We start from the raw sequence: 13,039 nt of genomic DNA on the forward strand, positions 1-13,039 counted from the left end.
CTCAGATCGACGACTACCGCGGTGGACCGCGAGCCCTCGTCGTGTATCTGGGCACGAAGTACGACCTCGACGCGACGGACGTGCCGACCGAGTTCGTGCACGCGAGACTGGCTGGAGCGGCGACCCTCCTCTTCCACTCCTCTGCCAGCGTCCTCGAACTTCCCGAACCGCTCTGGATGCGCTTCCTCCCCACAGAGATCGTGCTTCTCGGGGCTTGGCATGCGGGCCGTCTCGTCCACCGCGGCCGACGGACCGTCGTGACCTACGCGATGGAGAACAACGATCTGGGCAGCCTCCTCACAGGAGACAGGACGGCACCCGCGTGGTTGGTCCGAGGCGCGGGCTTCTGCCTCGGCGCACTGATCGCGGTCGGATTCGATCGGATCGCCTTCGGCAGCGAAGGCGCCCGCGCACTGTACACGGGACTGCCCTTCGTGGGCCGGATGCCGTCCCGTCTTTTTCCCCATCTGCCTCAGCCAGCACTGGACACCCCTCGATCAGCAGTACCGGACTCGGTCGTGTTCCTCGGGCGACTCGAGGAGCGCAAGGGACTCCGTGCCTTGATCCGCGCCTGGGACGACGTGGAGAAGGCCTCGCCGACGGCTCGACTTCGGATCATCGGTTCAGGACCACTCGACGGGCTCGCCCGTGCCTGGGCGGCCGAGAGACCGAACCGCCGCGAGGCACTCGGACCGGTGCCCCACAAGGAGGTCCGCGCCCTCGTCGGCGATCGCGCAGTCGCCGTCGCTCCGTCCCAGCGCGACGGCCGCTGGCGCGAGCAGATCGGCCTGCCGATCCTGGAGAGCCTCGCACTGGGTCTGACCGTGGTCACGACGGATGAGACCGGAATCGCCCGATGGCTGCGCGAGCACGGCCACTCCGTCGTCGCCGCCGGGGCTCCGCAGGCCCTGTCAGCCGCGATCCTCGCCGCCCTGGCCCGTCCTCTGGACCGGGTGCAGGTCCTCCGATCACTTCCCAGATCTCGCGGACGCATCGACGCAGCCTGGTGGCTGTACGAGGGCTCGTCGGCCACGACGCTCCACCCCATGACAGCGGAGGACGGGAAGTGACGGACCAGGGCAGGATCGTCGGAGTCGTTGTGCACTTCCGGAGCTACGAGACGGTCGGAGGGTCGGTCCAGGCTCTCCTCGACGAGGGGGTAGCGCCCGGCGATCTCGTCGTCGTGGACACCAGTGAGGAGCCGCACCGTCGCGTTGAGCTGCGCGGATTGCTGCCGGCGGAGGTCACTATCGTGTTCGAGCGCAACCGGGGCTACGGCGCGGCCGTCAACTTCGCTGTCGATCACCACGCCGCCCGCTCGGGTACTCCAGCCGAGTACTTCGTCGTCGCGACCCACGAGACCCGGATCGAGCCCGGTACCGTCGCCGCACTCGAGCGAGCCCTCGACCTCGATGCTGCAGCTGCGGTCGCGGGCCCGACGCTCATCTCCGGCATCGAAGGCCACGCGCCCTACGTCTGGTCCACCGGGGGCAGACTGACGAGGCTGCTGCACCTGCCCGCGCACCACGACCATCGCGCGCCGCTGACATCCCTGGCCACCCGCTCGATCATCGAGGAGCGCGACTGGTTGGACGGGGCGTTCCTCCTCTACCGTCGCGACGACTTGGACCGGAACCGCATCTGCGAGGACTTCTTCGTCTACATGGAAGAAACGGATCTCCACCTCCGTCTGCGCGCGCAGGGCAGGAAGGTCCTCTGGGTACCGGAGGGTCGGGTCTGGCAATCCTCGAACGGGGTGCCCCCCTACTACCTGGCCCGCAATCTCCGGCTCCTGGCGGCCCGCCAGGACGGACCCTTGCGCGGATCAGCCGCGACCTCGGTCGCCGCCGCGCGGAGGATCCTCTCCGACCTCCGGAACGGTTTCGGGACCGCGAGCCTCGCCCCACTGGTTCGAGGACTCTTCGAGCGCCTGCCCGCGACAGGTCGGGACCGTCCTGGCAGCACAGTGCTGCTGGTGAATCCCCTTTCCGGGGCGCTCGAGCACTACGAGCAGGAACTCGCCGACGTGCTGGTCGCCGCGGGTGAGCACGTGATCAGGCGAGCGGTGCCGGAGCCCTCGATCAGCGGACACAATCGACCGGCCTGGCTCCGCGCCTACATCCGTGTTCTCCTCGCCGCCGCCGGCGAGGCTCGGCGGATCCCGGGCTCCCGCGTCGTCGTCGTCTGGCCGGTTCTCGGCTACCTCGACCTCCTGCTCCTGCGCACCTCAGGCCGAGTCCGCTCCAGCCTCGTCCTCCACGATCCGCTGCCTCTTGTCCGAGCGGTCGGCTACTCGCGCCGATCGCGCTGGTTGGCAGCTCGATTCGGGAAGCGGACGGAGCTGATCACCCACAGCGAACGAGCGGCTGCTGCAGTGCGAGCAGACATGGAGGGCCACCCGACCGTGCTGCTGCCGCATCCCATCCTCGAGCCGGACGCCGCGACCCGCTCGCAGCACACGGGACGTCCCGTCGTGCGGGTTCTCGGGCAGTACAAGCGTGACCGCGATCTCCTCGCGCTCGAGCAGATAGCGCTGGACCTCGCCGGCTCGGCAGACCTCCAGATACGCGGTCGTCGGTGGCCTGCTGTCGCGGGCTGGAGCGTCGATGCGCGATTCGTCCCGGAAGCGGAGCTCGAAGACCTCCTCCGCACGAGCTCGGCCATCGTGATCCCGTACCGGAATTTCTTCCAGAGCGGCATCGCGGTTCGCGCTCTGGAGGCGGGGACACCGGTCGTCGGTCCGCGGGACAGCTCTCTCGTCGAGATGCTCGGGAGGACCTCGCCCTTCCTCGTGGACCCCGGCGAGCGATGGAGCCCGGCGGTGCGGGCGGCGGTGGGTGCCGAACGGGCGAGTGTCCTCTCACTCGCGCGCACATGGCGGCTGACTGCTGTCGAGGCCTGGAGAGGATGGGCTCATCGATGACGAAGAGATACACCATGGTCGCGCTCGGTCGCCCGGTTCCCGGGTATGCCGAGCTCTGGGAGTCGCAGCCGGAGATCGCCGGGATCGTGCGATTCGAGCATGCGCAGCCGCAGGGGATCCGCTGGGGCAGAAGAGCACTCGGACTCGGCGTCGATGCGGCGGTCGTCGCCGTGAAAGCCGTACTGACTGGTCCTCGCCGGTCGTTCCTCGCGCTCAATCCGTGGACAGGTGCCGCCCTGCGCCTCCTCGGTCGCCGCGACCTCGCCGTCACCGGCCTGTACGCCCGGGAGGGGTCGCGCAGCTGGAGGATCCTCAGGCGGTTACTCGGGTCCGCGCCCGTCATCGCCACGGTGGAGGTCGAGGCGGCCGCATGGACGGCCGACGGCGGGCGTGCGGCACACGTGCTCTACGGCACCGAGTTCCCCTATCCCTCGAAGAGAGAGCACGATGCAGGGCAGCCCCCGAGCCTCTTCGTCGGGGGTTCCTCCGACCGCGATCGAACCGTCGTCGACGCGCTGATCGCACAGGTCCTCGACTCGCCCGACCCGATCCACCTCACGCTGGCCATCGGACGGGAGTCCTCACCGCTGTCGAACGGAGCAGGGTCCCGAGTCGTCTCGGTCGGCCCGGTGACACAGGCGGAGTTCGGGCGGCTGATGTCGGAGGCGGATCTGGTGTTCCTCCCCCTGAAAATCGGCGAGCGCGCAGCCGGGCACATGGTCACTGTCGGCGCACTGCAGATCGGAGTCCCCGTCGCGACGACGCCCTCCATCGGGATGAAGGGCTACATCGACGGTGTCTTCGTCCGGGTCGTGCGTGGCGGCGACACCCTCCTCGCCGACCTCCTGGTCATCGCGAGGGAGATGCGCACCCGCACGAGCGAGATCAGGGCGCACTGGGCGGCCACTCACAGTCGCACAGTGAACGCCCGAGCCGTTCTGGACGCGCTCGCGGCTCTCGAGCAGGCCTCGAGCACAGGTACAGGACGACGGTGACGATCGCCGTCAGCGCCGGACGTGCACCGGCGGAACAGGACGATCGATCGCCGCGGTCAGAGCCTGAAGGTCCTCAGCGGAGTAGGTCGCCGCGATCTGCCTGTCGTTGCCTCCTGAATCGACGTTCGCCGAGAACAGGCCCTTCGTACGCGATCCTCTGACGGGCAGGAACTCGGACTCGGCAAGGGCATCGATGCGCAGCACAGGTCGTCGATCCCGAACCGCGGTCGAATGGAGCCAGACGTCGTCGGCGAACGGCGCGACAGCCGTGAAGGCATCCCCACGGGCACGGAGGACGGAGAGGAACGCCGGCGGGTAGAGCACGCCGCCGACACCGACGGCGAAGTTCCGGAGGGAGAGGGTGCCCGGATCCGCGCTCCTCCACTCCCGGTAGGGGGCGAGCGTTCCCTCTCCGACGACGACCCGATGAGCTCGATGAGCGATCACGGCGTCGGGATGCTCCTCGTGCGCCGCGGTGAGCTCCAGGAGCCAACGCGTCGGGTAGAGGGTGTCATCGTCCGCTGTCACCAGCGGTAGACGGTGATCCTCGATGCTCATGGCGTAGGGGAAGTACTTCTTGTGCGGTCCGAGGTCGGGTGTTCGCTCGATCTCGAGACCACGGGCGCGCAAGCGTCGGAGCCCAGGAGTCGGCCGCGCGAGAGAGTTGTCCTCATCGAGCCAGAGGATCAGTCGGCCAGGCCGCTGAGTGCCTCGCGCAATACTCTCGATCGCGAGATGCACCAGGATCGTGCGCCTGCCATAGGTCGTGAGGGAGACCACCGGCCCGCCCGGAGCGGTCACTCGTCGTCGTCCGAGCATGTTGCGTGCCTGCGCCGCGATCATCGCTGTGACGATCCGGATGTTCCGCCCGAGTGGACTCCAGCGGTTCATGGTCCTCGCGATCGATCTAGGGGGCCGACGAAGAGTGGTCCCGCGCGAGACTCCCGACCGGGCGATCGACCGAGCCGAATCTAAGGCATTCCTCGGGCGCACTCCGCGAGTGGCGCGAGACGACGCCTCCGGCAGGTGCTCTCGCGACAATGGTCGCGGCACGGCGGCCGGCGCATCGGTCGCACGCCTCGATGCACGAGAGAGGACCTGCTCATGCAGCTCGCCCTGTGGGTCGCCCTGGCGCTCCTGCTCTCCTTGATCTGCTCTCGGCGACTCCTCCTCCCCGTCTCCGTCGTGCTGCTCACCACCCTCCTCGTACCGGTGGTTGCGAGCGGTGTGATCGTCGGTGGCGGGCTTCCCGGCCTGGCGGGCATGTACCCCTCGACCTACTTCATCATGGTGCTCGCCGGGTCGCAGGTGCTCCTGCGACTCCGGGAGTACGTTGCAGATCTCGCTCAGTCGGTCCCTCTGGTCCTCGCACTCGTGCTCTTCATCGGGGCAGCGCTCGTCTTCACCTACTTCACCACCCGGATCGCGGGACTCTCCTTCGTCTTGAACCAGATCGTGGCTCCGGTTCTGCTGTTCGCGGTGATCCGGCGCGCGCTCGCCGACGATCCCCGCGCAGGCCGCTCCCTCGCGCTCGTCGTCGTCGCCGGCGGGGCCTACGAGAGCGTCGTCTCGATCCTCGTCTGGTCGGGAACGATCCCCCAGCCTTTCGCGGCCTCCTACGAGAACTACTACTGGTTCACCGAGGAGTTCACACGAGCGCTCGGAACGACTGACCACCCGCTCGTCCTCAGTGTCCTGCTCGTCGCAGCCGTCGCGCTCCTGATCACAGTGAAGAACTCGGCGCTGCGGACCGGCCTCGCCGTCCTCTTCCTCGTCGCGATCGTCCTGACGCAGTCGCGGACGGGTCTGCTGCTCTCCCTGGTAGCACTCGGCTTCCTCCTGCTCAGGAGCCGCTCCTCGTTGCAGGCCAGGCTGGTCCTGCTCCTGGGACTCCTCGTAGCGGGGGGCATCTACACGAACAGCGCGCTCACCGAAGGCATCTCGGAGAAGTTCGTCGACGACGGAGGTTCCGGTGCTGTGCGCGGCATCGCGATCGAGTACGTGTTCAGCCGCTTCCAGGACTACGCAGTGCTGGGGCTCGGCCCGGGGTCCGCCTCGCGCTTCGCCACGGAGGCCGGTCTCGGGACGAGCCTCGAGAATCCGCTCCTCATCTACTCGATCGAGTACGGCGCAGCCTTCGCTCTGATCTACTTCGGAGCGCAGTTCCTCCTGCCGCTGATGGCTCGTCGGTCCGCCAGGTCGGTCCCCGGGGCGCGGCTGTGCGCCCTCCTGGTCCTGATCGCCGTTCAGACGTTCAGCTCCGTCTCCACGTCCAACTCCCTGGGAGTGGTCGTCTGGGCGCTTCTCGCGATCGCCTCGCCGCCGCTCACCACCGTCGAGCCGGCACCGAGAACGGCCGAGCGTCGCGTGGCGCGGACTCACAGGCCGCCCGGCTCCGTGTGGAGCCCCCCGGCTGCAGTCCGGATCCGCCCGAGTCCCTCGCACTCGGCCGGCCGCCGATCAGCGCTGCCGGCGAAGACGCCCCTGGAACCGAGACAGGGCGCGCCTGATCTCCACGAGATCGCTCCGACGGAGCCCGACGAACGCTGATGCCCTCACACCCAGCAGGCGTTGCAACCAGATCAGATTGGCACCTCCGGCGATCGCGTTGCCCAGGAGGGTCGCCGATGCCGCACCGAGAGCGCCGTGAGTCGGAACGAGCACGACAACGCCGACGATGTTCGCGATGAGACCGAGGATGATCGAGTACGAACGCAGTTCGGGCCTTCCTCGTGCCGAGAGGGCCACTCCCGCCATCGAACCAGGGGTACCGATCACAACGGCTCCGAGAAGAACGAGAGCTGCGGGGATCGACTGCTCGAAGCCGGCTCCGAACAACGGCCCGACCCACAGGGGCGCGCTGCCTCCTATGACTACGGCCAGCCCCGCCGCCAGCGCTGTCGCCAAGCGTGACCCGCGCGTGATCATCGCATCGTCGCGATTCTGCGCATCGGCGGTGAGCATCACGGCAGCGATCGCCGTATTGAGCACGAAGGTGACCTCGCTGATGTTCACCGCCGTCGAATAGAGCCCGAGCTGGTAGGTGCTGGAGAGCGATGTCATGAGGACCTGGTCGAGACGGGACAGGAGGATGCCGGAGAGGGACCCCATCCAGACTCGCGAGCCGTAGGAGACCATCGCGGACCAGGGTGCAGGCTCGCGTTCCGCGGCATCCCCCGCTCGCATCACCGCGAGGACCCTGATGTATGCAACCGCACCGACGAGGGGCGACAGAACCAGCACCAGGAACGCCGAGAACGGAGTGAGGAGTCCGAGTACCGCCAGAAGGGCGATCGGGACGAATCGGAAGAGGGCTGCGATCAGCCTCTCGTTCGTGATCGCGTGCCAGCGGTTCACTCCAGCAGCCACGCCCCGGAGTCCCGCGACCAGGATCGCGGGAACGACGGCGGCGGCGGACAACACCATCAGGTGCTCCACGGTCTGATCTCCCCCCGAGAGGACGGGAGCTCCGAAGCAGATCACGAGCGCCGCGATCCCACCGGCCGCGGCGAGGAGGACGACGGCGCGGAGGAAGGTCGCGCGTGCAGCCGCGGGGCGCCGCGCGAGAAGGAAGGTCAGGGCTTCCGGGATCCCGACCGTTCCGGCGACGACTGCGAGCAGGTAGGGCGCGGTGACAGCGGCGACCTCTCCGCGGCCCTCCACTCCGAGGGCATGTCCGAGGATCGGAGCGGTCGCGAACGCGGCGAGCGGTGCCATGAGGTTGCCGATCGAAGCGACTGCGATGTCCCGCGCCATTCTGGGCGCAGGCGCGGGATGGCCGCTCCTGCTGGTCTCGTCAGAAGCGGGTGCCGGATCGTCCTGTGTCACGGTGGCTGGTGGTCCCTCCTGGTGCTCCTCCGCCGACCGGAGAGCCGACGGACGCCGGCGAAACGCCGGCAGGACGTGGACCCGCGGGGAGTCTGAACGGCGACGCGGAACGGGTCGGACGACCGACGCCGCGCGGGATCCGGAAGAAGACTCGAACGCGCTCCGCTACCGTGTCCATATAACGAGACTATCTCGGGTTCTCCGTTCGATCGGCCGTGAAACGAGCCGCGCGTCCACGAACGGTCCAGCCGGCACTCCCCGTTCTCCGTTCAGGAGGGTCGGGAGGCGCGCTCGCCACCGACGGCCTCGGGTTCCGACTCAGTACTGGGGGCAGACGATGCGCGCATTTCTCCTTCGACGGGTGCCGACGTCCGCCGCGATGCGCGGCAGACGACTGAGGCGCGGACCTGGTCGCGCAGTGTCGTCCCTGCTCGCAGCAGTTCTCGCAGCGACGATCCTGGTCGCACCGCCTGCACCCGCCTCGGCCGTCACCGGTGCGCCCCTCGACGGCCTCACGGCCGGAGCAGTGTCGACCAGCCACCCCCGACTGATCCTCACGGACGCGAAGCTCGCCGAGCTCAAGGCCCGGGTCGTCACGGACCCCACCTCGATGACCTGGTACTCGCGGATCACCACGAACGCGCAGAGCGACCTCACCGCGGCAGTCGTGGGCTACGACAAGTCGAGCGGTGACCTTCTGCCCGTCGCGAGGAGTCTCATCTCCCGCACCTACGACCTCGCGCTGATGTACCGCATGACGGGCGAAGCCCGTTACGCGGAGTCACTGTGGTCGAATCTCGCCGCCGCTGCCGCTTTTCCGGACTGGAACCCGGGCCACTTCATCGACACCGCCGAGATCGCCCACGCCGTCGCGATCGGCTACGACTGGCTCTACCCGTACTGGTCCTCGAGCCGGCGAGCGACTCTGCAGAACGCGATCGCGCAGAAGGGCCTCGCGGCCGCAGTCGCTTCGTCCCGATCGACATCGAACGGCTGGACCGCTGTCGGCAGCAATTGGAACCTCGTCGGCAACGGCGGTATCGGAACAGCCGCACTCGCGATCGCCCGAGAGGATCCGACGCTGGCTGATCAGGTCTTCACCGTGATGAGGGGCAGCATCTCCTACGGGCTCGCCTCCTACGGGCCCGACGGCGGTTACTCCGAAGGGGTCACGTACTGGGCGTACGGCACGAGCTACCTCACGACCCTGATAGCAGGGCTCAGGAGCAGCACGGGATCGGACAGGAATCTCCTGACCACGCCCGGGCTGGCCTCGACCGCGCAGTTCGCCCTCGCGATGGCCGGGCCGTCAGGCCTCTCCTTCAACGTCGGCGACAGCTTCGCCAACGAGTCGCTGACGACCGCGCTGCTCGGTCTCGAGAGCGCCTTCGGCGACTACGGGTCCCGCTCACTCTCGGTCACCGGGTCGATGGGTCGCATCACCGACGACGCCAACGTCCGCTCGCTGATCTGGCTCACTCCGCGATCGACCGAGGATGTCCTCGAGGACACCGCAGCGCAGCCTCTCGATCGCACCTACTCCGCGGCCGGCCTGACCGCTCTCCGGGGTGCATGGAACGAGGACCAGACGAACTGGGTCGCTCTCCGGGCGGGCAATGCGAGCGTGTCGAACGGCCACGACGATCTCGACGCAGGCTCGTTCGTCCTCGATGCCCTGGGCGAGAACTGGGCCGTGGAACTGGGGCCCGACGATTACAGGCTCCCCGGATACTTCACCGACTCCGACGCGGGCAGATGGTCCTATTACAGGAAGCGCGCGGAGGGTCAGAACACGCTGGTGATGGATCCCACCGTCAAGGGAGGCGCCTCGAAGCCGAGCTCCGCGACGACCGCGATCGTGCGGTCGGACCCGATGGGGTCGGCGGCCGTCTCGACCCTGACCTCGGCGTATCCGGGCCTGGCGACCTCGTGGCGGCGCGGCATTCAGCTTGCGGACAGCCGCAACCGGATCATCGTGCAGGACGAGGTGACGGCGTCCAGGACGGTCCCCTCCTGGTGGTTCATGCACACGAAGGCCGATGTCGCGATCTCAGCCGATGGTCGAAGCGCCACCCTCAGTCAGAACGGCAAGCAGCTCGTCGCTCGGATCGCTGCTCCTTCGGCGGCTCTCTTCACCCTCATGGACGCCGTCCCGCTCGGCGGAAGTCCCGGACCTGTCGGCCAGGCCGCGAACAACGGCACGAAGAAGCTGGCGATCCAGCTCCCCGCAGCGACGTCCTACACGGTCTCAGTGGAGTTCACCCCGCTCAGAGAGGGCGCCACGCTCCCGGCGCTCATGCCGGTGCGGGCTCTGTCGGCATGGTCTCCTTCGGGGCCGGAGCCCGCCCGTCTCACCTCCCTCCGCGTCGACGGGCGACCGCTGGCGTCCTTCGACCCCGTCACGCAGGCGTACGACTATCCGACGCCCGCGACCGGCACTGTGCCTGTGGTGACCGCCACAGGAGCGAGCGGCACCGCCGTCTCCGTGACACAGGCGACCTCGCTCCCGGGAGTCGCGAAGGTCCGCGTCTCCCTGGCCGGGCGGACGAACGCTGTCATCCTGGTCCACTTCATCCGAGGGCCGGTGCCGGTCGCCTCCGTGACCGCCTCGACGGATGCCATCGGGGCCAGGGCGACGCTCGACGGGAGCATCGCCACCGGGTGGCGGGCGACAGGAGACCACTTCCTCCAGTACGACTTCGGCAAGGCCCAGCCCGTGTCCCACGCCCGGATCTTCTGGCCGAGTCGGCCCTCTCCGGACGCTGCCTTCGAAGTCCTCGAATCGCCGGACGGAGTGACGTGGTGGACGATGTACACCGGCAAAGTCGCCTTCCTCGAATCGATGGCCTGGGCCTCGAGCCAGATCGGCATCAAGTCGGTGAGGTACGTGAAGGTCGTGACCCACGGTGTCCCGGCGGACAGGAGTGCCGCGATCAACGAGGTCCGGTTCTACAGTGACCAGTCAGGGGGGCGGGTCATCGCACCCACGCCGCACTACTCGGCGACTGCGACGGGGCTGGACGCACCGCTGGAGCTCGGAGCGAGCAGCCGTCTCGGATACTCGCTGACCGCCCCCTCGGGGGCGGCCGCCGCTGCGAGCAGCGTCAGCTATGCCTCCTCCGACGCGAGTGTCGCGGCCATCGACTCCGCTGGACTCGTAACAGGACGCAAGGGCGGAAGCGCGCGGGTGACCGCGACGGTCATTGTGGGTCGGGAGACTCTGATCGTCTCGCGGACCGTCACCGTCGTCGACTCGAGCCTCGTCCGCCTCGTCGCCACAGATGACGGCTACGTCCAGGGAGGCACGCCGGCGAACACGAACTTCAAGACGGCGTGGAAGATGTACGTGCAGCACTCGTCCCAGTACCCGCAGTTCGACCGGTACACCTACTTCGCCTTCGACGCGTCGTCATTGGCGGGCAAGGAGATCGAGTCGGCGCGCCTGGTCTTCACCGGCCAGACAGCGAGCACTCTGGAGGGGCCGGTGACGCTCTCCGCCCACGCCGTCACCACGCCCTGGACCTCCGCGACACTGACCTACAACAACCGACCTGCCATGAACGCCAGAGTCGGCTCCACGTCCGTCTCGGGAGGCACCGCTCAGCGGGTGATCGACGTCACCGACTACGTTCGCCTCCTCCGAGGCGGACCGCTGTCTCTGGGCATGACCGCCGAGGACACCGCCGACCTCAAGGGAAGGCTCTTCGAGATCGCGAGCGTCCGCTCCCCCGACAAGCCCTCTCTCGAGATCCGGCTGAAGCGGCCGTGACGCCGAGCTGACGCGGTCATCCTTCCCGAGCCCGCACCAGTCATCGCGACCAGCGGCCGAGAACCCGCTCAGCGGTCGCTCCTCGATCCTGCCCACGAGCCACCAGTGGATTCAGTTCCGGCGGACCGCAGACGCTTTGAGCTGCGCGCTAACCGGCAATAGGAGCCCCTCGATGGAGCCTCTGATCAGGGCGAGGATCTTCTTCGATCTGTCGTCTTCGTGCCGGGCGACGATCAGCGCCTTCCGCAGGAGCACCGCCAGGGTGAGCACGAGCCCTCGCCCGCCCACGCGGAGCTCCTTCGGGGAGCCCGAGTGCTTCCGCGCGTAGAAGACCATGTCGCGCGCCATGTGGCGGCTCCGGAAGGCGGAGTGGTGGTAAGCGACTGCAGAGCCGTGCCGCTGTCCGTGTCCGATCTCGTGAAGCAGGACGGCCGTCGGCACACGGCGGATCCGATAACCCGCGACTCTCAAGCGAAGGCAGTAGTCGAAGTCGACGAAGTCGATGAAGAACGACTCGTCGTAGCCCGCGACATCCCGCCACGCGGCGACAGTGTAGAGGCCGCCCGACGTGATGCAGTAGTCGACGTCCACCGCTTCGTCGGAGGTCGACTCCGCCGACCCGAGGTTGCGGTCATGGATCGCCGGCGCGACGATCGCGGTGGAACGCCCCGAGTGCGCGCGGAGCCTCGCCACCATTCCCGGAGCGCAGACGGAGTCCTGGTCGAGAACAACCACCTCGGCCGCCCCGCGCTCCTCCGCCCAGGCGAAGGCGCTGTTCAAGGCGCTCGCGATCCCGCCGTTCTCGAGCCTCACGATGAGGTGGACGTCGGGCCGGCTCTCCAGGAGTGTGCGCACGGCAGCCTGCCCGGCGGAGGCGTTGTCGACGACGACGATACCGTCGACCTGCGGAGCGACAGCCTCGAGGTTCGTTGTCAATCGCTCGAGATCGGGTTCGAAGGTGATGATCGCGGCGACGGTTGTCATGGGCTGCTCCTCTGCTGTGCTCGGCGCGGGACGAGTGGTGACGTCCCGAGGCGTCGTGCCGTCGGTCCAGCGGGGCCGATCCGGGCGTGAGCCTAGCTCCGGGCGCTTCGCCACTCAGACGCCTGTCGTCGGATATCCCGGCTCGGCGCGATGTCGGCGCTGCCGCGTCACTTCCCGCCGCCGACGCGCCACTGGACTCCCGCGGATCACGAGCTCCGTTAGCGTTCGCTGGTGATCGAACCGACTGGCCGCCTCGACGCCCGACCCGCGCCCGTGCTCTCCCCGCCGCCAGGACACGACTCGGATGCGCGAGGCCGCTCGTGAAGGGGATCATTCTGGCGGGTGGTTCGGGGTCGCGGTTGTGGCCGATCACGAAGGGCATCTCGAAGCAGTTGATGCCGATCTACGACAAGCCGATGATCTACTACCCGTTGTCGACGTTGATGATGGCGGGGATCGATGAGGTGTTGGTGATCACGACTCCGGAGTACAACGATCAGTTCCGGTCGCTGCTGGGTGATGGGTCGTCGTTGGGGATGT

The 13,039-nt window shown here is 68.1% G+C and carries 9 protein-coding genes; 6 read left to right on the top strand and 3 right to left on the bottom strand.

Features of this window, described 5'->3' with window-relative positions; all coding sequences use genetic code 11:
• The first annotated feature begins 41 nt into the window (after positions 1 to 41).
• The 3 genes from ASG06_RS16545 to ASG06_RS16555 are packed head-to-tail and all read left to right on the top strand — an operon-like array spanning position 42 to position 3,918.
• Positions 42 to 1,070 carry a glycosyltransferase family 4 protein gene (locus ASG06_RS16545; protein WP_197409444.1) on the top strand — a complete coding sequence of 343 codons (1,029 nt, stop codon included), beginning with the start codon at positions 42 to 44 and terminating at the stop codon, positions 1,068 to 1,070.
• Complete coding sequence (locus ASG06_RS16550; RefSeq protein ID WP_056044546.1) at positions 1,067 to 2,923, top strand: hypothetical protein; 1,857 nt, start codon at positions 1,067 to 1,069, stop codon at positions 2,921 to 2,923. The genes ASG06_RS16545 and ASG06_RS16550 overlap by 4 nt, the downstream gene beginning before the upstream one ends.
• Complete coding sequence (locus ASG06_RS16555; RefSeq protein WP_156466019.1) at positions 2,920 to 3,918, top strand: hypothetical protein; 999 nt, start codon at positions 2,920 to 2,922, stop codon at positions 3,916 to 3,918. Before ASG06_RS16550 ends, ASG06_RS16555 begins: the two co-directional genes overlap by 4 nt.
• Positions 3,919 to 3,927: 9 nt before the next feature.
• On the opposite strand, the gene ASG06_RS16560 is transcribed toward ASG06_RS16555, so the two are convergent.
• A complete protein-coding gene (locus ASG06_RS16560) occupies positions 3,928 to 4,761 on the bottom strand; it encodes a hypothetical protein (RefSeq protein ID WP_156466020.1) in 834 nt (277 codons plus the stop codon).
• A gap of 261 nt (positions 4,762 to 5,022) precedes the next feature.
• On the opposite strand from ASG06_RS16560, the gene ASG06_RS16565 reads away from it, so the two are divergent.
• Positions 5,023 to 6,468 (top strand): hypothetical protein, encoded by a 1,446-nt coding sequence (locus tag ASG06_RS16565; RefSeq protein ID WP_056044552.1) that lies wholly within the window; start codon positions 5,023 to 5,025, stop codon positions 6,466 to 6,468.
• Here the strand turns inward: ASG06_RS16565 and ASG06_RS16570 are convergent.
• The gene (locus ASG06_RS16570; protein ID WP_056044554.1) at positions 6,379 to 7,674 is read right to left on the bottom strand and encodes an oligosaccharide flippase family protein; all 1,296 of its coding nucleotides are present in this window, start codon (positions 7,672 to 7,674) and stop codon (positions 6,379 to 6,381) included. The genes ASG06_RS16565 and ASG06_RS16570 overlap by 90 nt on opposite strands.
• Positions 7,675 to 8,164: 490 nt before the next feature.
• Here ASG06_RS16570 and ASG06_RS16575 point away from each other — a divergent pair, with 490 nt between their 5' ends.
• A complete protein-coding gene (locus ASG06_RS16575) occupies positions 8,165 to 11,515 on the top strand; it encodes a CBM96 family carbohydrate-binding protein (RefSeq protein WP_056044556.1) in 3,351 nt (1,116 codons plus the stop codon).
• Positions 11,516 to 11,626: 111 nt separating this feature from the next.
• Here ASG06_RS16575 and ASG06_RS16580 read toward each other — a convergent pair whose 3' ends face one another.
• Complete coding sequence (locus tag ASG06_RS16580; protein WP_056044558.1) at positions 11,627 to 12,499, bottom strand: glycosyltransferase family 2 protein; 873 nt, start codon at positions 12,497 to 12,499, stop codon at positions 11,627 to 11,629.
• Between the two features lie 320 nt (positions 12,500 to 12,819).
• Here ASG06_RS16580 and ASG06_RS16585 point away from each other — a divergent pair.
• The coding region (locus tag ASG06_RS16585) for a sugar phosphate nucleotidyltransferase (protein WP_156697666.1) at positions 12,820 to 13,039 on the top strand (220 nt) is incomplete at its 3' end.

Origin of the sequence: Rathayibacter sp. Leaf185 (assembly GCF_001423885.1) — a bacterium.
GTDB lineage: Bacteria > Actinomycetota > Actinomycetes > Actinomycetales > Microbacteriaceae > Rathayibacter.

Coding starts and splice junctions, on each gene's coding strand:
- ASG06_RS16555 (WP_156466019.1), top strand. CDS start 2,920: ATGACGAAGAGATACACCATGGTCGCGCTCGGTCGCCCGGTTCCCGGG.
- ASG06_RS16560 (WP_156466020.1), bottom strand. CDS start 4,761: ATGATCGCGGCGCAGGCACGCAACATGCTCGGACGACGACGAGTGACC.
- ASG06_RS16565 (WP_056044552.1), top strand. CDS start 5,023: ATGCAGCTCGCCCTGTGGGTCGCCCTGGCGCTCCTGCTCTCCTTGATC.
- ASG06_RS16570 (WP_056044554.1), bottom strand. CDS start 7,674: ATGGCGCGGGACATCGCAGTCGCTTCGATCGGCAACCTCATGGCACCG.
- ASG06_RS16580 (WP_056044558.1), bottom strand. CDS start 12,499: ATGACAACCGTCGCCGCGATCATCACCTTCGAACCCGATCTCGAGCGA.